The 24,952-nt window shown below is 40.0% G+C and carries 21 protein-coding genes; 4 read left to right on the top strand and 17 right to left on the bottom strand.

What is annotated here, in order from left to right; translation table 11 throughout:
• Positions 1-8 precede the first annotated feature (8 nt).
• The 7 genes from rluF to IX38_RS11185 form a co-directional block, all read right to left on the bottom strand.
• Positions 9-731, bottom strand: a complete 723-nt coding sequence (gene rluF, locus IX38_RS11215; protein WP_034704934.1) for a 23S rRNA pseudouridine(2604) synthase RluF — start codon at positions 729-731, stop codon at positions 9-11.
• Positions 731-1,309 carry a hypothetical protein gene (locus IX38_RS11210; protein ID WP_034704931.1) on the bottom strand — a complete coding sequence of 193 codons (579 nt, stop codon included), beginning with the start codon at positions 1,307-1,309 and terminating at the stop codon, positions 731-733. The genes rluF and IX38_RS11210 overlap by 1 nt, the downstream gene beginning before the upstream one ends.
• Positions 1,306-2,004, bottom strand: a complete 699-nt coding sequence (gene truB, locus IX38_RS11205; protein WP_034704930.1) for a tRNA pseudouridine(55) synthase TruB — start codon at positions 2,002-2,004, stop codon at positions 1,306-1,308. Before truB ends, IX38_RS11210 begins: the two co-directional genes overlap by 4 nt.
• On the bottom strand, positions 2,004-2,453 hold the full coding sequence (locus IX38_RS11200) for a hypothetical protein (RefSeq protein ID WP_034704929.1): 450 nt from the start codon (positions 2,451-2,453) through the stop codon (positions 2,004-2,006). Before IX38_RS11200 ends, truB begins: the two co-directional genes overlap by 1 nt.
• 4 nt (positions 2,454-2,457) lie before the next feature.
• On the bottom strand, positions 2,458-3,276 hold the full coding sequence (locus IX38_RS11195; protein ID WP_034704927.1) for an undecaprenyl-diphosphate phosphatase: 819 nt from the start codon (positions 3,274-3,276) through the stop codon (positions 2,458-2,460).
• Positions 3,277-3,374: 98 nt separating this feature from the next.
• Entirely contained in the window at positions 3,375-3,671 is a 297-nt protein-coding gene (locus tag IX38_RS11190) for a DUF3098 domain-containing protein (RefSeq protein WP_034704925.1), read from the bottom strand.
• Between the two features lie 2 nt (positions 3,672-3,673).
• On the bottom strand, positions 3,674-4,573 hold the full coding sequence (locus tag IX38_RS11185) for a cell division protein FtsX (RefSeq protein ID WP_034704923.1): 900 nt from the start codon (positions 4,571-4,573) through the stop codon (positions 3,674-3,676).
• A 91-nt stretch (positions 4,574-4,664) separates the two neighbouring features.
• Here IX38_RS11185 and rsmA point away from each other — a divergent pair, with 91 nt between their 5' ends.
• Positions 4,665-5,435 (top strand): 16S rRNA (adenine(1518)-N(6)/adenine(1519)-N(6))-dimethyltransferase RsmA, encoded by a 771-nt coding sequence (rsmA, locus tag IX38_RS11180; RefSeq protein ID WP_034704921.1) that lies wholly within the window; start codon positions 4,665-4,667, stop codon positions 5,433-5,435.
• 66 nt (positions 5,436-5,501) lie between these two features.
• On the opposite strand, the gene IX38_RS11175 is transcribed toward rsmA, so the two are convergent.
• From IX38_RS11175 to IX38_RS11140, 8 genes are all read right to left on the bottom strand, one after another.
• Complete coding sequence (locus IX38_RS11175) at positions 5,502-7,880, bottom strand: T9SS C-terminal target domain-containing protein (RefSeq protein ID WP_034704919.1); 2,379 nt, start codon at positions 7,878-7,880, stop codon at positions 5,502-5,504.
• 108 nt (positions 7,881-7,988) lie between these two features.
• Positions 7,989-11,582, bottom strand: coding sequence for a T9SS C-terminal target domain-containing protein (locus IX38_RS11170; protein WP_034704916.1), 3,594 nt, complete (start codon positions 11,580-11,582; stop codon positions 7,989-7,991).
• A gap of 172 nt (positions 11,583-11,754) precedes the next feature.
• Positions 11,755-14,115 carry a T9SS C-terminal target domain-containing protein gene (locus tag IX38_RS11165; RefSeq protein WP_034704914.1) on the bottom strand — a complete coding sequence of 787 codons (2,361 nt, stop codon included), beginning with the start codon at positions 14,113-14,115 and terminating at the stop codon, positions 11,755-11,757.
• A 237-nt stretch (positions 14,116-14,352) separates the two neighbouring features.
• A complete protein-coding gene (locus IX38_RS11160) occupies positions 14,353-14,904 on the bottom strand; it encodes a DUF1003 domain-containing protein (RefSeq protein ID WP_034704911.1) in 552 nt (183 codons plus the stop codon).
• A gap of 12 nt (positions 14,905-14,916) precedes the next feature.
• On the bottom strand, positions 14,917-15,687 hold the full coding sequence (locus IX38_RS11155) for a TIGR02757 family protein (protein ID WP_034704910.1): 771 nt from the start codon (positions 15,685-15,687) through the stop codon (positions 14,917-14,919).
• A 7-nt stretch (positions 15,688-15,694) separates the two neighbouring features.
• The gene (locus tag IX38_RS11150) at positions 15,695-16,609 is read right to left on the bottom strand and encodes a ribonuclease Z (protein WP_034704909.1); all 915 of its coding nucleotides are present in this window, start codon (positions 16,607-16,609) and stop codon (positions 15,695-15,697) included.
• Positions 16,610-16,697: 88 nt separating this feature from the next.
• Entirely contained in the window at positions 16,698-17,285 is a 588-nt protein-coding gene (gene rdgB, locus IX38_RS11145; RefSeq protein WP_394331186.1) for an RdgB/HAM1 family non-canonical purine NTP pyrophosphatase, read from the bottom strand.
• A gap of 58 nt (positions 17,286-17,343) precedes the next feature.
• Positions 17,344-18,174 (bottom strand): CPBP family intramembrane glutamic endopeptidase, encoded by an 831-nt coding sequence (locus IX38_RS11140; protein WP_034704906.1) that lies wholly within the window; start codon positions 18,172-18,174, stop codon positions 17,344-17,346.
• 236 nt (positions 18,175-18,410) lie between these two features.
• Between IX38_RS11140 and IX38_RS11135 the strand changes: the two genes are divergently transcribed.
• A complete protein-coding gene (locus tag IX38_RS11135; RefSeq protein WP_131368663.1) occupies positions 18,411-19,043 on the top strand; it encodes a hypothetical protein in 633 nt (210 codons plus the stop codon).
• A 168-nt stretch (positions 19,044-19,211) separates the two neighbouring features.
• Entirely contained in the window at positions 19,212-20,807 is a 1,596-nt protein-coding gene (locus tag IX38_RS11130) for a peptide chain release factor 3 (protein ID WP_034704902.1), read from the top strand.
• 75 nt (positions 20,808-20,882) lie between these two features.
• On the opposite strand, the gene IX38_RS11125 is transcribed toward IX38_RS11130, so the two are convergent.
• Together IX38_RS11125 and IX38_RS11120 are read right to left on the bottom strand one after the other, a co-directional pair.
• The gene (locus IX38_RS11125) at positions 20,883-23,150 is read right to left on the bottom strand and encodes a reprolysin-like metallopeptidase (RefSeq protein WP_051884642.1); all 2,268 of its coding nucleotides are present in this window, start codon (positions 23,148-23,150) and stop codon (positions 20,883-20,885) included.
• 5 nt (positions 23,151-23,155) lie between these two features.
• A complete protein-coding gene (locus IX38_RS11120; protein WP_131368662.1) occupies positions 23,156-23,545 on the bottom strand; it encodes a hypothetical protein in 390 nt (129 codons plus the stop codon).
• Positions 23,546-23,925: 380 nt separating this feature from the next.
• Between IX38_RS11120 and IX38_RS11115 the strand changes: the two genes are divergently transcribed.
• Entirely contained in the window at positions 23,926-24,876 is a 951-nt protein-coding gene (locus tag IX38_RS11115; RefSeq protein WP_034704896.1) for a DUF4349 domain-containing protein, read from the top strand.
• The last annotated feature ends 76 nt before the right edge of the window (positions 24,877-24,952 follow it).

Raw genomic sequence — 24,952 nt, 5'->3', positions numbered from 1 at the left:
GTATATCCTTAATCAAACGTTTTGCTGGAACCCTCAAGCAGGCTGTTAAGAGCATTAAATTCTTCTTCTGTGAGGTCGCGCCATTTTCCAACCGGAAGATCCAGCTTAATGTTCATGATGCGGATACGTTTTAATTTTTTTACGTCATAACCGAGAAATTCGCACATTCTGCGGATCTGTCTGTTCAGTCCCTGGGTCAGGATAATGCGGAAGGTCATATCATCAATTTTTTCCACTTCGCATTTTTTAGTGACGGTATCCAGGATGGGTACTCCATTCCTCATTTTTTCAAGGAATTTGGGTGAAATGGGTTTATCTACGCGTACAATGTATTCTTTCTCGTGGTTATTTCTTCCCCTGAGGATCTTGTTGACGATATCTCCGTCGCTGGTCAGAAGAATAAGGCCTTCACTGGGCTTATCCAGTCTTCCGATCGGGAAAATTCTTTTTGGATAATTGATATAATCAACGATGTTGTTTTTTTCACGCTTTGTGTCTGTAGTGCATACAATCCCCACCGGTTTATTAAAAGCGATATAAACAGGCTTATCCTGCGGCTCACGGACAGGTTTTCCGTCTACCTCCACAAGATCTTCATCAGAAACTTTCGTTCCCATTTCCGGAACCTTTCCATTAATGGTAATTCTTCCTTCTTCCAAAAGCTTATCTGCCGCTCTTCTTGAACAGTATCCTACCTCCGATAAATATTTATTGATGCGCGTTTTTTCCATTAGTCTTCTCCGTAACCTGTATAATTTTTATTGCTGAAAATAGTAATTCCGTAGCTCAATCCGATGAAAAAGCCACTGGACTTACCGTTCAGCTGATATCCTTCAAAAGTAATTCCGCCTTCCTGGCTCAGTCTTTTTGAGTAGGAAACCATAACTCCCAACCTTGCTCCCCAAAATTCGGAATCAGAAATCGCCGAATGATTGAGCTGCTTTCCATAATTTAAATCAATATAAAAAGGACGGTCACCGGGAGAGAATATAATCTTCGGCTGGATCATCCAATATACCAGATGGTAATTATCTTCTATAAAGCTGTATTTAAATCCGGTTCCGATTGCAAAGTTAGGAAGAAAATTGTAACCTCCAATCGCCGTCATGCCGTATGCTATTTTACCAATCCGTTTCGGTTCAATATACTGCGAATTCGTAAAGTTATGATCTCTGTTTTGAAGATTATAGCCGATATTGAGTGATGGATTGAAATAAAAATCCATTTTAGCTTTTTTAGTCTCCGCTTCCTGTGAGAAATAGGTGACAGAAGATAAGAGCCCTAAAAACAGGAAGAAATTTTTTATCATAAACTTTCAAATTTATATTCAGTATCTAAGAAATCGGTTGTTGCATTTTCAATCGTATACTCTCCGATCTTTGTACGTCTAAGCTGTGTAAGATAAGCGCCTACTCCCAGCTCCTGCCCAATATCATGGGCCAGGCTTCTGATGTACGTCCCTTTGGAACATCCCACTGTAAAGCTGACTAAAGGAAATTCAATTTTAATATCTTTAATGTAGAAGATTGTCGTTTTCCTGGATTTCATTTCCACTTCCTCTCCTGCTCTTGCCAGATTGTACGCTCTCTTCCCATCTATTTTTATTGCTGAGTATACCGGAGGTTTCTGCTCTATCTCCCCAACGAATTTTTCGAGTACTTCCCTGATCTGTTCTTCGGTGATGTGGGCAATTTCCTGATGAAGGATTTCCGGTTTTTCCGTATCGTAAGATTCTGTCTGTACTCCTATTTTGATCTCCGTCCAGTATTCTTTGGGAGCATCCTGGATCTCGGGGATTTTCTTTGTGAATTTTCCGCAGCAGACAATAAGCAGGCCTGTTGCTCTCGGATCTAAAGTTCCGGCGTGGCCTATTTTAAATTTCTTGGGAAGATTAAATTCTCTTTTAAGCTTATACTTCATTTTATTGACCGCCTGGAAAGAGGTCCAGTCCAAAGGTTTGTCCAATAAAAACACATATCCTGATTGCAGTTCTTCAGCTGTCATTATTCTAAAATTTCCGTGATGCTTACTAAACTGGGCAGCTTATTGACTCTTTGTTTACAATCCGGTCCGTTTTCCACATTGATAAAACATTTTTTATCGCCAATGAAGTAATATATATTCTGAAAAGGATATACTGAACTATTCGGAATAATGTTCACCGTATAATTTTCAGGTAAACTGAATTTATAACTGGTCTTACTGACCGCTGTAGTTTTTTGATGGTAGCATTTTCCTTCTTTCCCATATTCAATAAAAGCCTTGTGGTCCAGCTTTTCATCCGGCACAAGCTCTTTACATATCAACAAATCTCCGGCTGTTTTTTTTTCTTTGAGCTCAACAAAAAACTCTATTCTCTCCCCTGTATTATTTTTCACGAACAGCGTATGTGCCGGTGTGCAGGAAATAATCAGGCCTGAGAAGGCCAATATCTTTAAAATATTACTTTTCATAGGTTTATTTAAAGAAATAGAAATAAATCAGAAGGGCAATTCCTACGAAGATACGGTACCAGCCCCAGGGTCTGAACCCATATTTGTTCAGGACTCCGATAAATGCCTTAATGGCGATCAGCGCTACAATAAAGGCTACAATATTTCCCACTATAAAGATCATAATGTGATCCTGGGATGCCATGATCATTTCATATCCTTTCTGAGGGTTTGCGGTTTCCTTCCCCCATGTTTTCAGAAAAACGGAATATACGGTAACTGCCAGCATTGTAGGAACTGCCAGGAAGAAAGAAAATTCTGCAGCAGCTTTTCTCGTCAACCCCTGAGACATCCCACCAATAATGGAAGCAGCACTACGGCTGGTTCCCGGCATCATCGCAAGACACTGCCAGAAGCCTATCGTGATGGCTTTTTTTATGGTAATTCCCTTTTCATCGTCAATTGTAGGATTTTTGAACCACTTGTCTGCGAAAAGCAAAATTACCCCTCCCAGTACCAGCACCGCAGAAATAGCAATCTGGTTTCCAAGGACAGCTTCAACTTTATCGTCAAATAAGTAGCCGAGAACCAACGCAGGAACAACTGCAAAAGCAAGTTTATAATAAAACTGGAGATTTTTCAGGTCAAAGAATTTTTTCCAGTAAGCCACCACAACGGATAAAATAGCCCCAAACTGAATAGACACCTGGAACATTTTCAGAAACTCATCCTCCTGCAGACCCAAAAGGTTGGCTGCAAATCCCATGTGTGCGGTAGAAGAAATCGGAAGATACTCTGTAAGCCCTTCAATAATAGCAATAATGATTGCTTTAATTAAATCCATATTTTGTATGTATAAAAATTTAAAGATTAAAAGATCTGAAATTTAGAAAATCTTCTAAATCCCTCAACCTCTTAATCTCTAAATAAAGAATGTATTAATTATTTTCTTTTCAAAATAGCATAAACCTCTATTACAAAGCCTATCACTATAAACAGGGGCGCGATTCTGATCCTGCGGATGGAAAAAATACCGTCGTTCCATGAATTGGGATCAAATTTACCGTCTACTGTATTAGCATCCGGCCCCATCATCAGCAGGAACCCCACTACGATAAAAGCCAATCCTATCAGCATCCACCTGAAGTTCTGCTGCCCGAAGTAAAAGGTATTTTCCTGTGGTACTTCGGTTTCCTTGCCAAATTCTGAAGCGGCAAACTTATTTGTTTTTTTGCTCATTATTAAGAATAATATAAATCGTCAACGTTTGATTTTAAGAATCTCCAGGTAGCGAAAATGGTACTTAAAACAGAAATAAAAATTCCTACACCAAGCACCAGGATAACCAGCCAGAAATACTGATTGTTATCCTGCACGAAAGCTGAACCAATCTGGCTTGTAAAATAATACCATACTCCTCCCAGTGCCAGAAGCCCTATCGTAGATCCTATAGCACCCAGGATAATAGCCTCAATGATAAACGGCTTAAGGATAAACCTTCTTTTTGCCCCTACCAGCTGCATGGTTTTAATGATAAATCTTTTAGAGAATATTTTCAGCCTGATGGAATTGTTGATCAGTACGACTGCCAGGACCAGGAAAAGCAAAGAGAATCCCAAGATCCACTTCAAAATTCTGCTTAGGTTATTATAAACATCCACCATCAGGGTACTGTCATTTTTAACATCCACAATACCTGGAACAGCTTTGATGATTTTTATGGCTCCATCAATTTTAGCCGGATCTACATATTCAGGTTTTAGTGCCACTTCGATAGATGAAGGGAAAATGTTTTCCTCAAAAAGCGCGTCGCTGTCTATCCCCATTGTTTTTTTGGCTTCCTTAGCCGCCATATCTCTTGAGATATAGGTCGCTTTTTTTACAGGAGCTAATGTCTGTACCTTTTTAAAAGTTTCTTCCTCCAGTTTTGCAATCTTTACAGAATCCTTTGCATCGTAGTTTTCATCAAAATAAGCATTTACCACCAGCTGCTCCTTAATATAATCGGAATACTTTTGGGCATTAATTAAAATAAGCCCCATTAATCCTAACAAAAATAACACTAATGCGATACTTATTACTACCGTAATATTGCTTGACCGAAGCCTTTTCTTATTAAACTCATCTACAGATTTAGCCATTAATATTAAAATTTTTGGCTAAATTAGAAAAAATCTTCCGAAATTTGGGACGAAATAAAGAAAATCAATGTTAATAAAATCATAAAAAACTTTGAGTGTAAAAGCAAAAAAACATCTTGGACAGCACTTTCTGACAGATGAAAATATCGCGAGAAAAATCGTGGAAGGTCTTAGTTTTGAAGACTATAAAAATGTCATGGAAGTAGGTCCCGGAATGGGCGTCCTTACTAAATACCTGCTTGAAAAAGATCAGACCATCTATCTGGCAGAGATTGACAACGAATCTATTGAATACCTGAAAAAGAATTATTCAAAGATCGCAGAAGATACTTTTGTAGGAGATTTTCTGAAGCAGGACTTCCATTTTATCAATGGAGAACAGATTGCCGTTATTGGTAATTTTCCTTATAATATTTCTTCACAGATTCTTTTTAAGATCGTTGATTATTATCAGCAGGTTCCTGAAATGGTAGGAATGTTCCAGAAAGAAGTGGCCCAAAGAACGGCAGCTGTACCCAGAACTAAGGATTACGGTATCCTTTCCGTTCTGATCCAGGCGTATTATGATGTTTCCTACCTGTTCACGGTTCATGAAAACGTTTTTAATCCGCCTCCGAAAGTAAAATCGGGAGTTATCAGGCTGACAAGGAATCCGAAGGAAGGTCTGGCCGGGAACGAGGTTCTTTTTAAACAGATCGTAAAAGCAGGGTTTAACCAGAGACGGAAAAAACTTTCAAATTCACTGAAGGTATTGACCATTCCTGAAGCCTTGAAAACTCATGAATTTTTAGACAAAAGAGCAGAAGAACTCAGCATTCTGGATTTTATCGGCTTTGCCAATCTCTGGAAACAGAATCAATAAAGCCTGTTTAAAAGTAAAAAAGCCTTTCAAGTTTTCTTGAAAGGCTTTTTATGTATGCTTTGTCTTTTATTCACGGTTCTTAAGCATGATCCATCCGGACCAGTTCATCTGAACTTTTGACTTAGGATATTCGAAATTAAATTTATACCAGTAAGTCGCTGTAGAAAGTTTTTTTCCTCCTACGGTTCCATCCCATATAGGTTTTTCTTTAGAGAATTTGAACATTTCCACACCATATCTGTCAAAAACAGATCCTGTGAAATTTTTGAATCCAACCAATGCTTTAAGATCCAGCACATCATTCACCCCATCATCATTCGGCGTAATGATATTATTAATCTGCAGGGTATAGAAATCAAAAGTTCCGACACAATGAGTCCCTACTCTTCTAATCATTACTGTATAGTTGGTGTTGTCTAAAAGGTTGGTGAAAACATTAGACTGCTGCCATGTGATTCCATTGTCTAAAGAATATTCCAAAGTACTTGGAGTATTGTTCATCGCAGGATTTTGTGCAATAATCGTTACTGTTTTTTTAGCGCTTTCATAATTCACGGCCGTCACGAAAGGAGTAGCTGCCCCTCCTACTTTTGCCGTGAAGATCTTTTTACAGAATCCGTTGTCCACTTCTACTGTATAAACGCCCCAGCTGTCTGCAGGAATAGTTTGTGTTGTAGCTCCTGTACTCCATAAGTATTTATAATTGGGACCTGCACCTGCATCCAGTGTAATACGGTCACCCAGACACATTTCTACATCTTTCAAAGGTGAAGTGATTTCCGGCGTAACTTCTACCTTTATGGTAGCAGGGTTCAGTGAACGGCATCCTTTTGTCCCGACTGCATAAACAGTGAATGTAGTGGTCTGATGCAGTGTTACGGTCTGTGTATTGCCTGTACCCGGGAAATTAACCCATTGATACGTTACTCCTCCTTCAGCTGTCAGGGTTACTGTTTCTCCCGGACAAACTTTAATTCTTGAAGACTTTATACCGGCAACAGGTGTTGTTTCTTTGAGCAAAGTTAATTCTATAAGCCTGCTGCAGAAGCCTCCGTTTGAAACCACGGTATAAAGGATCTGTCCGTCTGTACCGTTATAATTTAAAATATTCTGAATATAGGCACCATTCTGGGCCACAGCATCAGCCTGATCTTCATAGAATCTGAATACGGCTCCCGGTGTCGGGCTTATCGACGGCATAGCATTAGTAAGGTCAAAGGTGGTAATATCCGGTGTAGCACACAGCAAAAGTGTAGCATCCTGTGCCTGAGGAGTAGTTCCTCCATGAATTTGTATAGTGGCTTTACCCGGACAAGGATTTCCGGGAACGCTTACTTCAATGGTATATGTTCCGGGCTGTACAGCTGTAATACTGTTTGTGGTAGCACCGGCCACAGGAGCTCCGTTAAGGAACCATTGATATAATAAGTTCGGGTCGCTTACTGAGGCCGTGATCACCTGCGGTACATTGTCGCAGACATTAATGTCAGAAGGCAATGTAGCACCGCTTGGATCTAAAAGCTCCACACCGATATTAAATGATCCTCCTTCTAAAAACACGGCAGAATCCCAGCCATGATCTTCAAAACTTCCTGGTGCATAATCAGCAACCACCATTTTAAAGTGGTATTCCTGTCCTGGGGTTACAGTAGCAGTTGCCGTAAGAGGAATCGTTCTTCCCTCAAAATTCGTCTCTATACCGGTAGTGTTATATCCTGCGAAATACTGTTCGTTAACGGCAGCACAACCGCCACCTCCGGGAATTAATGGGTGGATATTGGTAATACTTACAGGACCGGCACCTCCGGGAAGTACGGCCATATTCTGATAAGGTCCTCCCGATGTCGGTCTAAGTAAAATTGCAAAGGCATCTGCATACTGGCATGGGTATGAGCCTGAATACTCTTCAGATGCCAGGATATAATTAAATTTGATCTGTGAGGTTGTAGGAACAAAGTCAAATTCCAAAAGAACACCGTCAGTAAGAGTTCCGGTAGCACCGATAGCCTGTGCCAGGTCGGAATCTGTTCCTCCTCCATTATTATCACTCAGATTCATTTCAGAATTGTTTCCTGCTCTTCTGGCAAATCCGGTAGAAAGTACAATCCCGTCTTTGAAAGGAAAATTGGTAGTTCCTTTATGGAAATATCCCCAAGATCTGTCAGCATCTGTTACGGCATGGTTAGGGGTAATTTTCACATTGGATACAGTAGGCGTTACACAAGTATTTGTTCCTGAAGAGATCAGGACATCTTTTACCAGCTGCGTAATTGAATAGGCAGATTCTGCATATCCCGGCACATTTACATCTATGAATGCGCCTGCTTTTTGAGTAACTGATCCGGAAGGTTGATTTTTGGGAGGCTTACGGGGACCGTTTACCTGTGAATATAAAAATGTCGAAACGACGAGGAAAAATAAAAAGAACAGTAGACTTCTTCGCATAATACTTTTGTTTCAACAAATTTAATTTATTTCTAAATATATCCTGTATTTTTTACCTATTTTTTAACATAAAAAAAACAAACCTTCCAAATATGGAAGGTTTATCTATTAGTTTCTGTTTTTTAACAATATCCAGCCTGAACGGAGCTCAAGTTTCTTACTGGCAGGGTTTTCCCACTGTACCTTATACCAGTAGGTTCCTGTAGGCAGATTCATTCCTTTTAAGGAGCCTGTCCATACAGCATCAGTTTTGGTTGCCTTGAAAAGTTGTGCTCCATACCGGTCAAATACCGATGCTGCAAAATTATTATACCCCCTGATTCCGGAGAAATCTATTGTATCGTTTACTCCATCCATATTGGGAGTGATGGCGTTGCTGATTACAAATGTGAAGTAATCTAATGATGTACCGCATTTTGCATCTTTAACCCTTACCATCACATGGTAGTTTGTATTATTTAAGACATTATAGAATATATTGGACGGCTGCCATACCACACCTCCATCTATTGAATATTCCAGGACACCTCCCGTAGGATTGCTTGCTGTAAGGGTAAGCACATGGTTATCATATACTATATTCGTAAACTGAGGCAGATCAGGATTTAGCAGCTTAGCAGTGAAAACCTTAGAACAAACCCCGTTACTGATCGTCACCGTATACGTTCCGGCAACATTGGTCGATATGGTTTGCGTTGTTGCTCCTGTACTCCATAGGTAGGTATAACTAGGCCCTGCACCGGCATCTAAAATCCCTGTATCTCCTGCACAGACATACACATCGTGCAATGTAGATACAATGGCAGGTACTACTTCGATTGTCACTTTTGCAGGCAGCACAGAACTACAGCCATTACCTCCCAGTGCATAAACAGAGTATTCTGTAGTCACTGTTGGCGAAACCACCTGGGTACTTCCGTTTCCGGGAAGTCCCATCCAGTTATAGGTAATTCCTCCTGTAGCGGTAATTGTAACGGATTCTCCTGCACATATCTTTGTTTTAGAGGCAGATATTCCTGCCGTTGGTGGCCCGACTACAACGGTAACCGTTGCCGGAGTTGCAGAAACACATCCGTTAGCTGCCACTGCATATACGGTATATACGGTAGTTAAAGTTGGAGAAACCACCTGGGTATTTCCGTTTCCTGGAAGTCCTACCCAGTTATAGGTAACGCCACCAGAAGCCGTTAATGTCACCGATTCTCCCAAACATATTCTTGGCTGAGAAGAGACAACGGTTGCCGTTGGCAATGTTGTATTTTGTGTTACGGTAACGGTTGCTGTATACGTACATGTTAAATTTCCGGGCTGGGATACATTGGTAACTGTAAGTGTATAAGTTCCTCCTGCATTCACTACAGGAGTAAGCGTATTGGCACCTGAGACAATATTTCCACCTCCTGCTGCTGTCCATGCAATAGTAGATCCTGCAGGCACTACAGATGCTGAAGCATTCAATGTAGTCTGAGGTGTGGTACAGGTTATTTCCTGCGGTGCTGCTATCGTAAGTGTTGTTTCAGCCGTTCTCAATAACTGAAGGGAAACCACATAATGACATCCTCCGTTTTTCACCAGTACATAGATGGTCTGATTTCCCGGAGGCGAATAGGACGTGGGTGTCGCAATAAAATTGTTATTTTCCGCAAGAGCATCAGCCTGGCTGATATAATAGGTAAAGGTAACACCACCTCCTGAAGAAGTGATCTGGCCTTGAGCAGTTGTCAGGTCATAGGTCAGTCCCGGTGCGTAGCATTTATGCAATATGGCATTCTGTACAGTAATTGGCTGCGAAACCTGTATAGTGATCGTAGCAGGGTTTTGAGATACACATCCATTGGCTCCTACGGCAGTCACTGTGTACGTAGTAGTTGTAGTAGGTGATACGGTCTGGGTATTTCCCGTTCCGGGAAGTCCTGTCCAATTATACGTAGTACCTCCTGATGCCGTTAAAGTTACCGATTCACCATTACATATCTGTATTTTGCTTGCTGCAAGCCCTGTAACCGGAGGAGCACTGTCTCCTGTAACGGTAACGCTGGCAACAGCTGTACAGATAACACTTCCCGGTTGATAGGTTTTTGACAGGGTTAAAGTATAAGTTCCCGGAGCATTGATGACCGGGGTTAATGTATTTCCTCCTGAAACAATATTTCCTCCCGTAGTTGTCCAGTTAAAAACAGTTCCTGCAGGATACACAGAAGCTGAAGCATCTAAAGTGGTCTGTGAGCTGACACAGGTCAGTACCGCCGGCGGCAAAATTGATGCCGTCATCTGAGGAGCTTTTATCAACTGTAATTCTGCCACTTTGGAACAGAATCCGTTTTTGACAAGAACATATATAGTCTGGCCTCCCGGATTTGAATATGTTGCAGGGCTGGGAATGGTATTTGAATTTCCGGCAAGTGCATCTGCCTGGTTGAGATAGTATGAAAATGTTGCACCGGGCGTTGTACTTATGGAGCCCTGTGCTAAAGGTAAATTAAATGTCGCATTTCCTGCGGTGTAACAGGCTGTCAGGGTAGCATTCTGTACTGTAGGGGATGTCCCTCCCACTACTGTAATGGTTCCTGTTCCCGGGCATGTATTCCCCTGGATAAATACCTGAACACTGTATACTCCCGGCTGTGTGGCAGTATAACTTGGTCCGGTCTGGCCGGGAATAGGGTTGTTATTTAAAAACCACTGATAGGTAACGTTAGGAACCTGTACGGAAGCTGTAAATGTCTGAGGGGCATTGTCACACATATTCACTGTGTCAGGAAGCTGCACTCCGGCAGGATCCAGAATTTTCACTCCGATATCAAATGATCCCGCTTCCAGAAATACCGCTGAGTCGTAATTTCTGTCACTGAAGTCTGCCAGAACCATTTTAAAATGATAGGTCTGACCTGGAATTACAGTAGCTTTTGCGGTCAAAGGAATGGTACGTCCGTCAAAATTAGTTTCAACAATCGGGTTATTGATTCCTGCAAAATAAGATGCATTAACAGCCTGACAGCCATTGGGAATTGCCGGGTGAATGTTTGTCACACTCACAGGTCCCGCACCTCCGGGAAGCACTGCCAGATTAGTATAGGTAGGATCAGTCGCTTTCTTCAGCAATAAAGCAAATCCGTCTGATTTGGTACATGCAAACTGGAATCCAGGCGCATATTCTTTGGATGCAAATAAGTATCTGAATGTAATTTCTGTAGAAGCAGGAATAAAGTCAAATTCAATATAGGTAGCATCTCTCAGTTCACCATTATTAATTCCCAGCGCGGTAGCCAGATCTGTATCTCCAAAAGTATTCAGACCGTCATTCAGAATTCCCTGATAATTATTTCCTGCTTTTGCGGCATATCCCGTTGAAAGGACGATTCCTTTTGCAAACGGAAAACCGGTAGTTCCTTTATTAAAAAATCCCCAGCTTCGGGCAGCATCATTTACTGCCAGATTAGGAGAAACGCTGACATTGCTCACATTGGATGTAGAACAGGATCCTCCGGAAATCAGTACATCTTTCACCAGCTGTGTAATGCTGAAATTGGATTCCGTATAATTGGGTGTATTTACATCTATAAAAACACCTGCTTTCATAGAAGTTGCATTAGCTTTTTTAGCAGGTATCGCTGCTCTGTCTGTGTTTTGAGCCAAAACAAAGCTTCCGATTAATGCAAAAAATAACGCCAAAAATAAATTTCCAATCCTCCTATTTAACATTTTATAGTATTTTAAACAAAAATACTATTTTTTTTGATTGAAACTTAATTTAACGCAATTTACATTATCACTAATACAAGTTTAGTTATTCTGCAATATAAATCCTGCTTTGTCTGAAAACAATAAGAAAGGCTGACAAAAATGCCAGCCTTTCCATAAACTATATAAAATATTATTCTAAATTTTTAAGAAGAATCCATCCTGTCTTCACAGCCGTCTGTTTACTGGCAGGATCCTGATAGGTCACCTGGTACCAGTAAGAAGCGGTTGGCAGACGTTTCCCCTGGAAATAGCCATCCCAATACGGTCTTGTTTTTCCGGCTTTGAACACTTCTCTTCCGTAACGGTCGAAAACCAGGCCATGGAAGTCTTTGTAGCTGCTTACTCCGCTGAAATCTATGATATCATTTACATTGTCTCCGTTCGGCGTGATCACATTTTTCATGACAAATGTAAAGTATTCCAGGAATCCTACACAGCTGGTATTTTTCACTTTAACGCGAATGGATATCACTGTATTTTTAGGAACATTGGAGAATACATTGGATGCCTGCCATGTAAAGCCGTTGTCTACGGAATATTCTAACGGACCGTTACTAGGATTACTTGCTGTAAGAATCATTGTTCCGCTGTCGTTATATTCAACTTTTATGATTTCAGGAACTACAGCCCGTATTACCTGGGTTTTAAATTCTTTGGAACATACTCCATTGCTGATCATTACTGTATATTCACCCGGAGTTGATACGGTAATCCCCTGAGAGGTTTCTCCTGTATTCCATTCATAGGTATATCCAGGTCCGGATCCGGCATCTAAAAGGATCATATCTCCTTCGCAGATCTGCCCACCTTTCAGTGAGGATACAATAGCAGGAACTACATCAATAGTAATGGTAGCAGGTTGTAATGATCTACATCCCTGTGCACCGATAGCATATACTGTATAAGTTGTTGTCTGGGTTGGACTCACTGTTCTTACTCCTCCGGTAGAAGAAGCATCTCCCCATTGGTAGGTTACACCACCGGAAGCTGTTAATATAAGGGCTTCCCCTTCACAGATCCTCAGTCTCGGAGCATTAAGCTGGGCAACAGGTGTTTCCTCTCTTTTCAACGTCAGTGTTACAATTTTGCTGCAGAACGCTCCATTGGAAACGACTACATAGATCACCTGTCCGTCGGTACCGTTATAATTCGTGAGACCGGTAATAAAACTGCTGTTTTGAGCCTGTGCATCCGCCTGATTGGCATAAAAGCTAAATACGGCACCCGGTGTTGTACTTATCTGTGGTTTTGCATCTTCTAAATTGAAAGTACTGAGAGAAGGCGTAGCACAAAGCTTTAATGTCGCATTCTGGGCAGCAGGAGAAGTTCCTCCTATAATGGTAATGTTTGCCTTCTGGCATTCTGTTCCGCTTACAAAAGTTCTCACTTCATACACTCCCGGCGAGGTCGCTATATATACGGCACTGGTTGCATTAGGAATCACAACTCCGTTTTTGTACCATTTGTAAGTCATTCCCGGAACGGCAGTTACCTGTGCTTTTAAAGTCTGTGGAGTATTATCACACATATTCAGGGTATCTCCGAGAGGGTTTCCGTTACTGTCAACGATAGTCATTCCGATATCAAATGATCCTCCCTGCAGAAATACTGCGGAATCATAATTGGTATCCACTGCATCTGCCATAACCATTTTAAAATGATAGGTCTGGCCCGGGACAACCGTCGCCACTGCTGTAAGGGGTACGGTTCTACCTATGAAATTGGTTTCAATATTCTGGGTATTCAATCCGCCGAAGTACTGCTCGTTAATAGTTTCTCCATCACATCCCACTCCAGGTGGCACGATATTAAGAACACTTACCGGGCCCGCTCCGTTGGGTAAAATAGCCAAATTTTCATAGGTTGGGTCACCTGCTTTTTTAAGAAGGAGCGCAAAACCGTCTGCAAAATCGCCACACGGAAATCCACTTGTATATTCTTCTGAAGCAAATAAATAATTAAATTTCACCTGATTGCTGTTCGGAACAAAATCAAATTCCAGAGATACAACATCTTTAAGGACATCCGGCGGATTAATCGCTGCTACCAGATCCGGATCATTTATTCCTGCTCCCGGAACCATATCACCTAATGTAGATGATTCCAATCCATTTCCTGCTCTTCTTGCTTTACCGGAAACAAGCACAACTCCGTCCGTAAAAGGAAAATTGGTGGTTCCTTTATGAAAATATCCCCAAGCTCTTTCTGTATCTGTCGGCAGCTGATTGGGGGAGATAGTTACATTGCTCACATTGGGAGCCGCGCAGACAGATCCTCCGGAAATCAGCACATTTTTCACCAGCTGATCTATGCTGAACGCAGAAGGTGCATAAGTAGGTACATTTACATCTATAAATGCTCCGGCTTTTTTACTCTGTGCACTAAACTTTTCCTGCTGTGGCTTTCTGGCTGCTTTTTGCGAAAATGCAGAAACAGAAGCCAATAGAAACATCGTAACTAAAAAGTAATTATTCAGTCTATAATTAAACATTTTATTTTTGTTTGTTCAAATGTAGCAAAAATATTAGTAAAAACCATATTTTTTCCAGCAGATACAAATAATTTACCACATGCATTCACAATAAATCTATTTTATAATTACATATTCCACAAAATTAGTAGGGTTTAATTCTCAACTTGTAAATCAGCATAAAAAAGCAGACCTGTGATGTATACGGTCTGCTTTTGTTTTTTAAGAAAATTATCAATGATAATTAAAGCTGTTTCGTTACTCCTTTTTCAGCTGTTCTATTTCTGTTTTTAACTGGCTGATAATATCTTTCAGAGCTTTAATCTCATTTTTATTGGAACTTACATTGCTTTTCAGAATGACGTTCTTAGCCCTTTCATTATGGTCTTCATCATCTTCGTCTTCATTAATCTCTTCAATATCTTCCTGAATATCCTCAATATCTTCATTGATTTCCTCGATATCCTCGCTGATCTCTTCGATGTCTTCACTGATCTCCTCAATATCTTCCTGGATGTCTTCAATGTCCTCGCTGATCTCTTCAATATCTTCCTGGATATCTTCAATTTTCTCGTGACTCTTGTTGACGGACATCTGGATAAAAATAGCCAGATAGATAGCCTCCAGCGAAACCACTGTTGTAAGAATCAGAAGCATCTTATCGAACTCAACAAGATTGAGCATCGGTAAAAGAAATGATGTGATAAAGAATAAGGTATGAACGATAAGCGAAGGAATAGAACCTACCCACCATGTAATACCGTTCGCAATTTTTTCTAAAACTTCTGTCTTTTCTTTTTCTTTTTCCATCCTTTCTATAAGTTATAAGAGTTCTTTGGTGACTCCAAGCCCAAATAATGCGAAATCATACTTAGCCGGATCATTTTCGTCAAATTTTCTAATGGCTGCATCCAGCTCTTCCACGGTTTTCCAGTCATTCTGTGTTCTGGAAACCAAGCCTAGTTTTCTGGAAATATTTCCTGTATGTACATCTAACGGGATTGAGAGGTTTTTCTGATCTATACCTTCCCAAATACCAAAATCTACGCCACGTTTGTCCTTACGCACCATCCAGCGCAGAAACATAATGATTCTTTTGGAGGAAGAATTTTTATAAGGCGAGCTGATGTGTTTGTGGCTTCTGTGCTTCTCCGGTTCCAGAAAACTGTTCCTGAATCTTTCAATAGCATGCTGAAAATTAGTTTCCTGATCATTTACTGTAAATAAATTTTCCAGACTTTCATTGTCTTTATAAACTTTATTGAACTGTCTGATGAAATAAACAAAATCCTGACCGTTAAAGGTTCTGTGGATACTTTTGTCCTGAAGGATCTCCAGGTCTTTTTCAGAATAATTCAACACAAAATCATACGGAGAATTCCCCATGATATCAAGCATTTTGTCGGCAGATCTGATGATTGACTTCCGGTTTCCCCATGAAATAGTGGCGGCCAGAAAACCTGCAATTTCTATATCCTGCTTTACAGTAAAACGGTGTGGGATCTGTATGGGATCATCTGCAATGAAGTCTGGGCTGTTGTACTGATCTGCTTTTTCATTCAAAAAGCTTTTCAATTCTTCAAAATTAAGCATACAGGTTTTAAATTTTTACGCTCTCCAATGCTTTTGGCAGGAAGGTATTGGGAAAAACATTTCTGGCCTCATCGGTAAATACAGTAAGATCTGCATATCTGTTTGAAAAATGTCCCAGGATCAGTTTGCCGACTTCCGCTTTCTGGGCGATCATTGCCGCTTCCAAAGCCGTCGAATGTCCGGTATAGTCTGCCATTTCTTTCAGATCGTGAAGGAAGGTGGATTCGTGGTACAGAACCGTTACATTTTTAATGATCGGGAGCACTGTTTCAAGATACCGGGTATCGCTGCAGAAAGCGTAGGAAACAGGAGGTGCCGGGTCCAGGGTCAGCACTTCATTTCTGAGGACATAACCATCACTCAGTATGACATCTTTTCCTGCTTTTATATTGTGGTAGTCGCAGGTTTCTATTTCGCTGTATTTGGCGATTTCCTTCATATTCAGGTGTCTGTCTTTAAGTTTTTCTTTAAAAAGATACCCGTTACAGTATATCCTGTGATCTAAAGGAATGGTATATACTTCTACCCTGCTGTCTTCATAGATTTTTTCGGAATAGTCTTTATCCAGCTCGTGGTAAACGACTTCAAAACCACGGTGCGTTTCCGTAATTGTAAAGATGGTTTCGAGCATTTTTTTGATTCCTTTCGGACCGTAAACATGAAGCGGGGTATCCCTTCCAAGCAAACGGAAAGAGGCAATAAGACCGGGAAGACCGAAACAATGGTCTCCATGGAGATGCGATATAAAGATATGATTGATCTTTGAAAATCTCGCTTTTGCTTTTCTCAGCTGTACCTGGGTTCCTTCTCCGCAATCGATCAGAAAATGTCTTTCTTCCATTTCCAGCAGCTGGGCCGTGGGTGAGGAATTAATGGTCGGAATAGCTGAATTAAAGCCTAATATCGTTAAATAAGTACTCAAATCAATAGTTTATTGTAACAAATGTACGACAGAAAATTTAAACCTATCTTTTGAATGTAAGTTTAAATACAGACTGACATAGAATTAATTATTCATTTACTTTTAAGAAGTCCAGGAACAGGTCCAATGCCTGCTTGCGGTGGCTTATCTTGTTTTTATCTTCAGGATTCATTTCTGCAAAAGTCCTGTCATATCCTTCAGGGACAAAGATGGGATCATATCCAAAGCCTTTATGCCCTTTATTTTCCGTGAGCAAATTTCCGTAAACCCGGCCTTCAAAATAGCGGGCGCCATTTTCATCATAATAGCATAGAACGGTAATGAAATAGGCTTTTCTGTTTTCCTGATCTTTCAATTCACTTAAAACCTTTTCGATATTTTTAGCAAAATCATGGTCGCCTGCATAGCGTGCGGAAAAAATTCCGGGTCTGCCATCCAAAGCTTCCACAGCCAGACCGCTGTCGTCCCCTAAGCTTGGAATTCCGGTTTTTTCAAAACAGTATTTCGCTTTGATCAGGGCGTTGGCATTGAAGGAATCACCATCTTCTACAATTTCTTCATGAATATTATAATCGGTAAGGCTTTTTACTGTAAAATGATTCCCCAGGATCTGCTGGATCTCTTCTTTTTTATGTTCGTTGTGCGTGGCAACCAATAATTCCATATTTATATTCATTTTTGCTCAATTCATTTTTGCCCGTATATTATTTACGGCCAACCTTATTAGTTTCTTATTAAATTTCAGTGTAATGTATTTTGTTCTTTTTCGTAAAAAGATAGAAGAACAGAGAAAAAAGTACAATTCCAACGGCCAGAATAACCCATTCGGAAATTTTGAAAGCGTCTGCAAAGCTTTCACTTTTGGTATAAGTAACCAGCAATGAGGAACACAGGTTATTGAACCCATGCAACAGCATTGGCAGCAGCAGGGATTTTGTTTTATGATAGACAAGGCCCAATACACAACCCAGCAATACCGCTCCTACAAACTGCCACGGATTTCCGTGGACCAGCCCAAAGATAACAGAGGCATAAAAAATGGCTCTCCGTGGATCTACTCCTTTATTGATCAGCCCTTTCTGGATAATTCCCCTGAAAATAATCTCTTCAAAGATAGGTGCCATGATCACAGTCATGATGATCATAATGACCGGTTCAAAGGTCAGCTGCTCCATAAGCTGGGAGAAATATTCGTAGTACTTTCCCCAGAATGGCCCTGTGACAGGGATAAGAGACGTGATGAATTCCGAGATCAGCATCATGCCTATCATCATAGGAAATACCAGGAGATAGGTATATAAATTGGTTGGAGAAAAGTTGAAGTTCAGTTTTTTTCCGGTTGAAGGTCTGACGATAAAAAAATCGAAGAAAGCAATAGCCGTCAAAAAACCTGCTGCATTGGTCAGCATCATAAACCAGTCTTTCAGTTCTAGGTTTTCCCTGAAAGCTATTTTCCAGAAACTTCCGAAAAAAGAAACAGCCACTGTTCCTATGAATAACCCTGACACTAAAACAATACCGCCGATCCATGTGAAGGTAAACTTCGGATACCTGCTATTTTCCATGCTTTTCTCTGTAAAAAATTTATAAAAACAAAGATAATTTTTTTGAAAGCCTTGAGCAACTAAAAAAGGAAATACTTATTTTCGCCTATTCATCCGAATCACTGCAAAAAATGAGCCTTGAAAAGACTTTTCCAGTGAACAGGAAAATGCAGGTATTTATTTTTAATCATCATATCAGCTGCGCTTTTAAGTTGTGGACTTATTTTGTGGCTTGTATTTTATTTCAACCCTTCTGTATGAAAGAGAAATTTAAAGTAATGGAATCCAAGATCAACCGGCCATTGATGTATTTAGCCGGGAGCCTGATCTGGCTGGTCATTATTTCGGTAGCGGTCGTTATATTTTTTATTTTCCGTGAAATTTCCGGATCTGGTTTTATGAATAACATGGAATACAGAGCCTTACATTTTTTCATTCTTATTTTTGCTGAAGCCTGCCTCGTTTTATGCTGCCTTTTTTTGATTTACTTAATGGTTAATTTCAAAAAGAAGTATTTCCGGCGAATCATCGTTGATGAAAAAGGTGTATCTGTTTATAATATACGGAATGAAATGATTCACCAAACACTGTATGCTGACCTGCATCACTCCAACGATGTATATTTGCCTGACATCAGCCACAGAATTCATTCCCAGCCTTCTTTCAGAATAACACTGAGGATCTTTAAAAAAGACAAAACGGGTCAGATTAAGGAAGAAAGTATTGATCTGGATAACAATTCTTTCAGCATCAAAAACAAATTTGAACTGTACCGCCATTTTCTGAACGGCATCCAAACCTTCCGTCCGGAACTTAAAATAGGACAGCGCACGGCCGAACAGTACAATCTGGAAAGTCATTTGACAGAGAACAAAAAGATATCTGAATAACTTAGATTTTAGTTCAAATAAAACGGGCCATTTTTCAGTCTCAGTAACTTTGCCCGGAAGGTTGCCGGCTTATGTATTCTGTCATAAACCAAACTATCATCCATTTATTCCTGCAAATTATTTGAAACCTCATAAAAAATCCCGATTTTTGCAACTTCAAAATACACTATGTCAGACTTAATCAAAGAAATACAAAAAAGAAAGACTTTCGGGATCATTTCCCACCCGGATGCCGGAAAAACGACGCTTACAGAAAAGCTGCTTCTTTTCGGAGGAGCGATCCAGGAAGCCGGTGCGGTAAAGTCCAACAAAATAAAAAAAGGAGCTACCTCCGACTTTATGGAAATCGAAAGACAGAGAGGAATCTCCGTTGCGACTTCCGTATTGGCCTTTGAATACAGAGACCACAAAATCAACATTCTGGATACGCCTGGTCACAAGGATTTTGCTGAAGACACGTACAGAACTTTAACGGCTGTAGATTCTGTAATCGTTGTGATTGACGTTGCAAAAGGGGTTGAGGAACAGACTGAAAAACTGGTAAAAGTCTGCAGGATGAGAAACATCCCTATGCTTGTTTTCATCAATAAGCTTGACCGTGAGGGTAAGGATGCGTTTGATCTTTTGGATGAGGTTGAACAGAAATTGGGATTAAGAGTGGTTCCGTTATCTATTCCCATCGGTATGGGAAGTGATTTCCAGGGAATTTATAATATCTGGGAAAACAATATCCAGCTGTTCCTGGAAGAAAAGAAACAGAGGGTAGGTGAAGCGGTTAAGTTTGATGATATCAATGATCCTTCGATAGATGAGGTGATCGGTGAAAAAGCAGCCCAAAACCTGAGGGATGAGCTTGAGCTTGTCCAGTCAGTCTATCCTGAATTCAACCGTGAGGAGTATATGAACGGTGATTTACAGCCGGTTTTCTTTGGTTCAGCCTTAAATAATTTCGGAGTACGTGAATTACTGGATGCATTTATTGAAATTGCGCCGATGCCACAGCCGAAAGAAAGTGATATACGTCTTGTAAAACCGGAAGAAAATAATTTTACAGGATTCGTTTTCAAAATCCATGCGAATATGGATCCGAAGCACAGAGACAGGCTTGCCTTCGTAAAAATTGTTTCGGGGACATTCAAAAGAAATGAAAATTATCTGTTGGTAAGAGAAGGCAAAAAAATGAAGTTCTCTTCTCCGAACGCTTTCTTCGCAGACAAAAAAGAGGTTGTAGATGAAAGTTTCCCCGGAGATATCGTGGGCCTTCATGATACAGGAAGCTTCAGGATTGGTGATACATTGACGGGGGGTGAAAAATTAAGTTTCAAAGGGGTTCCAAGCTTTTCTCCGGAACATTTCCGTTATATCAACAACAGTGATCCGCTTAAAGCTAAACAATTAGCAAAAGGTATCGATCAGCTGATGGATGAAGGGGTTGCCCAGTTATTTACCCTTGAAATGAACGGCAGAAAGATCATCGGAACTGTGGGTGCTCTTCAGTATGAGGTTATCCAGTACCGTCTGGAGCATGAATATGGTGCAAAATGTACCTATGAGCCTCTTTCGATGCATAAGGCATGTTGGGTGGAAGCGGATGAAAAATCTGAGGAGTTTAAGGAATTTGCGAGATTAAAGCAGCGTTTCCTTGCAAAAGATAAATATGACCAGCTTGTATTTTTGGCGGATTCTTCGTTCACCATTCATATGACGCAGGAAAAATTCCCGAATGTGAAGCTGCATTTTATCAGTGAATTTAATAATGATTAGTATTAAATTCTATTAAGAATAAAAAACCGTTCAATCATATCGATTGAACGGTTTCTTTTATGTCAAAAGCCTGAATTATTTTTTAATGATCAGCTTCTTTGAAATTTTCTGACCGTCTTTATCTACCTGAACGATGTAAACACCTGAAGGGAGATAGGACAGATTAACTTCTTCACGAATCTTACTTCCTTTTACTTCTTTGGTCGCATTAACCAGTTTTCCGTCCATTGCATATACCGTGTACGAAATACCATTGCCTGCTTCGGTTTCGATGGTGAAAATTCCTTTTGAAGGGTTCGGATAAATTCTTATTCCTTCTTCAGCCTTTTCAGTTTCGCTGGTTCCTAATGTAGAATTGATGGTAAAGTTTGTTGTATTCACATTCAAGAATACATTATCAATCGCTTTGATCATTATTCTTGCTGTTGAGCTCGTTCCTAATCCTCCCGGAACATTGAACGCATAAGACCCGTTGTTTGGTGTACTGGCCACCAGCGTATAAGGGAATGTAAGTCCTCCGTCTTTTGAAAGCAGTATCGTTACATTTGCTGTATTTACGGGAGCAGCATTGGTATTCGCTACATTCCATGTAATGGTCTGAGGAGCTCCTGCATTCCAGACAACTCCCCCTGCATTCTGGGAAGTTACTGTAAACGGCCCGGCAGCGGCAGATACAGTGAGCTGGATGTCATCGCGCCCTGTCTGTCCACCAACAATAGGTCTGTTATCTCTTACCATGAATGAGAAAGTTAAAGTTCTGGCTACTGTTGAAAGCTTTTCCCATGATTTAGGATTTGTTGCGGTGTTAATCGTTCCGTCATATCCTGAAATAATTGTTGAAAGTTTTGGGAAGTATCTTGTAGGAGATGTTGTCGCCCACATTGACCTGAACATTGGACCTACGGCATTGGCAGGTCTTGGAGGCATTGTTGCCGCACCGGCATCAATTTGTTCCCAGTTATAGGTAATAGCATCGCCATCCGGATCAGAACCCACACCTGTTAAAGCAAATGGGGTTCCCATTGGAATTGTTTTATCAGGTCCTGCATTCGCAGTAGGCTCATTGTTTCCTGATGCTGTATTGACTGAGCAGTTTCCGCCCGATCCGGTAATTCTTGTATACATCTCGCGGATACTTACCGCATGGAAATAGGCGTCACTGTTGTTCTGTACATTCGGAGAGCAGATTCCTGCGTACCCCATAATGGAACTTGCACTTCCCGGTTCTATTGAGGTCGCATCATTTCTGTTACAGGAATTATTTTGAGTATGGTTAGCTCCAAACTGATGTCCCATTTCGTGCGCAACATAATCAATGACAAAAGGATCTCCTACAGGAGCTGCAGACCCTGTAACCCCTCCGGCCTTTACACTGCCGCAAACCGCAGGAGTATAAGCAAGGCCGTTATCATTATCCTGCGAAGCCTGGAAAAATACATGCCCGATGTCATAATTATTGACATCGATCGCATTATTGGTCACTGTAACGTTCTCATCGATCATCTGATAGGCATCTAACGCATCAAAAGTATCAGAAGTAATGAAAAATAACAGATCTGTATTGGCAATAAGCTGTAAAGACACGGAAATTTCATTTTCAAATACCTGGTTAAGTCGGGCTACCGCTAAATTAACTGCTGCAAGTACGGCTGCTTTTTTCTGCGCGTTAGTTCCGGAACCTACCCCAGCCTGTTGGGCAGCATAAGCAGTATATTCTGTTGTGGTGGTAATAGCCAGCCTGTATTTACGCATCAACCCGTCTACAACGGTTTTACCATGTACATCCGGAGCAAGATCAATTAAAGGTGAATCTCCTTTAAACAGACAGTTGAAACGGCTTTGGGAAACCGCATCCTTTCTGTCATATACTATATAGGTTTTATTATCCTGGGAATATGAATCTATATAGTACATTCCTTTTATTCCCCTCACTGCGGCATTCAGTCCGAAATACGGATCATAAGTAAATCTGATATTGGTAGCAGGATCCCCTACTTTTTGTCCTACATAAGATCGTATATCAGAATATCTTGACTGTAAATCCGGGTGCATTGTAGATGCTTCAAATACTTCATAGGTATCAAATGTTCCCTGATCATTGGGAAACTTCACAAGGATTCCTTTTTCTGAGGAAAGGTGATTCCTGTCCGGGGCCAAGGAAAGCTGATGTTTCAGATCGTCAGTATTTAAATGTACCAATTGGTATTCTGAAGTTCTTATGCCTCTTTCTCTTGTTTCTTTTACGTTTTTCTGTGAGGTTTTACTCCAGGCATTCTGCTGAGCCACGGCTGTTCCGGAAAGAAGCAGAAGGCTTGTCAGAAATAATAATTTTTTTTTCATCATTGTATTTATTTTATGGTTAATTTAATTTTTTTAGGACTGTCCATAATTTTCAGGATCAATATGGGATCAGATTGTTTTTTTTCTGTGTATTCCTGGTTTTCAATTTCTTTATAAAAAACATTCAGTGTTGAACCGTTGGTTTCCAGTTTTTCAATTTCGATATCGCCGTTTTTTATTTTTTTGAGCTTCGGTTTTAAAACCAAAAAATATTCTCCTTCTTCTAAAACAGGTATCGGCGCGGACCTCGAATATTTTGAATCATTGAGCTTCATATACAGCTCTTTGATTCCTTTTGTAGAAGTAATGACTGTATATTCCTTCAGATCAGTCTTAAGATTAAGTCTCCTGATCTCGGTAAATTCTACCTTATCCTTATTTTCATTCTGATAATTCATCTGTGTAATATTTTTATAATCAGCACAATTAATCATCAGAAAGCTGAAAAAATTCAAAAAAAGGAAACTTTTAATAAATATACCCATAATAACAAATATAAAAAAAATTTAGACACAAAATTCTTATTCCGCAATCATTTCCAATTACTAACATTCTCAAAATGAGACATTCAATATCTGCTTACTTTAATTATTCAAACAAATCTGATCAACACCATCTTCTGTCCTGAAGACAAAAAAAAACAATTTGTAAAACAATTGTAAAACACATATAAAATAATGATTTTCAAACGTTTAATACTTTACCAGAATATTACTTTCCATTTACAAAAAATAGCCTCCGTTCACCACTAATTTTACTTCATCAAAAAATTAATGTTATGAAAAAGTTCATATTACTTCTTGCTGTATCGGGCACTTTTATTATGTGTAAAAAAGGGGAAACAACAGAATCCCGGATAAAAGATACTTTACATTCCGCAGACAGTGCTGCTGCTGCAGTGAATGAAACCGTCAATTCTATAGGTAATACCACAGACAAAGTTCTGGATTCGGCCAATATCAGAATAAAAGATTTTGAGGATGCTAAAGGCGAAATTCAGCAGAAAATGGAAAACACCTCCAGGATGGTAGATTCTTTAACCGACAAAATTGCTTCAACAAAACTGGAATCTAAAATTGAGAAAAAGGATTCAGCAGAGAAAAAAACTGAGAAGATCGTGGTTAATGTACCGGCTCCAAAGGTGATCAAAGAAACCAAAATCATCTATAAAGACAAGCCAAAAAACGATAGCTATGAGCTGAAAAATAAAATGGTAAAAACCGGCCTTCTTTCTGTAAAAGCTGACAACGCAGAAACGGTAAAGCAGCTTGTAAAAGAAGAAACTATAAAAAATAACGGTTACGTAAAAAGCGAAGAGCTTTCCTATATAACCACAGAATCCGCTGACAGAAGCTCTTCTTACGAAGAAAACAGCCAAAGAGTATATTATATGGATATTAAGGTTCCGATCCGTAATTTTGACGGGTTAATGGATGATCTGAGCGACATTGGTGATATTGAAACTAAAAACATACAGGTTTCCGGAAACAATTACTCAGAGAATACCTTGTGTACCATAACGGTAACCCTTACGGATAAATCGGATTATGAAAAAGAACCTAAAACTTTCGGTGATAAATCACTGGCAGCAGTTTCATCGGGCTGGAATGTGATCACTTCTGCGTTTCTTTTCCTCCTTCCGCTGTGGCCTTTATTCCTGATCGGTGGAATAGGATATTATTTCTACAAGAAGAAAAAACAGAAAAAAACTGATGGTAATTCCCAATAAACAGGACAAACCGGCAGGTTTTTTAATATTATTTTAATAAAAATAAAATCCCTGAAAAGCTTCTTCTTTGTATATT

Origin of the sequence: Chryseobacterium luteum (genome assembly GCF_000737785.1) — a bacterium.
GTDB classification, from domain to species: domain Bacteria; phylum Bacteroidota; class Bacteroidia; order Flavobacteriales; family Weeksellaceae; genus Chryseobacterium; species Chryseobacterium luteum.
This window is presented reverse-complemented; position numbering and strand designations above follow the sequence as displayed.